Origin of the sequence: Aeromonas allosaccharophila, from assembly GCF_000819685.1 — a bacterium.
Classification (GTDB): domain Bacteria; phylum Pseudomonadota; class Gammaproteobacteria; order Enterobacterales; family Aeromonadaceae; genus Aeromonas; species Aeromonas allosaccharophila.
In genome coordinates, this window is record NZ_CDBR01000088.1 from 1 (window position 1) to 635 (window position 635).

1 protein-coding gene is annotated in these 635 nt (G+C 55.3%); it reads right to left on the reverse strand.

Annotated elements, in window-relative coordinates; all coding sequences use genetic code 11:
- Positions 1-635: pyruvate kinase (locus BN1115_RS15205; RefSeq protein WP_042657812.1), on the reverse strand; the 635-nt coding region annotated here is incomplete at both ends.

Sequence of the window (635 nt, forward strand, 5' to 3'; positions counted from 1 at the left end):
TTGCACTTGGCGATGATCATCTTCTGGGCGAAGATAACTTCTTCAACCGGGATCTCTACACCCATGTCGCCACGAGCAACCATGATGCCGTCGGAAACAGCCAGGATCTCGTCGAAGTTGTCCAGACCTTCCTGGTTTTCGATCTTGGAGATGATCTGGATGTTCTCGCCACCGTGGGCTTTCAGGTGCTCACGGATTTCCAGAACGTCTTCTTTCTTACGGATGAAAGAAGCAGCAACGAAATCAACACCTTGCTCGCAACCGAAGATCAGGTCGCGCTTGTCTTTCTCGGCCAGGGCCGGCAGCTTGATGGAGACGCCCGGCAGGTTAACGCCTTTGTTCTCGCCCAGGTCACCGTTGTTCAGCACTTTACAGATAACTTCGCGCTCGGTGATTTCGATAACGTCCAGACCGATCAGACCGTCATCAACCAGGATGCGGTTGCCGACGCGCAGATCGTTGGCGAAACCTGCATAGGTCACGGCCACTTTGTCTTTGTTGCCAACCACGGTCTGGTCGGTGGTGAAGGTGAAAGTCTGGCCAGCGACCAGCGCGACGTCGTTGCCGCCTTCCAGCTTCATGGTACGGATTTCCGGACCCTTGGTGTCCAGCAGGATAGCTGCGTGCTTGCCGGT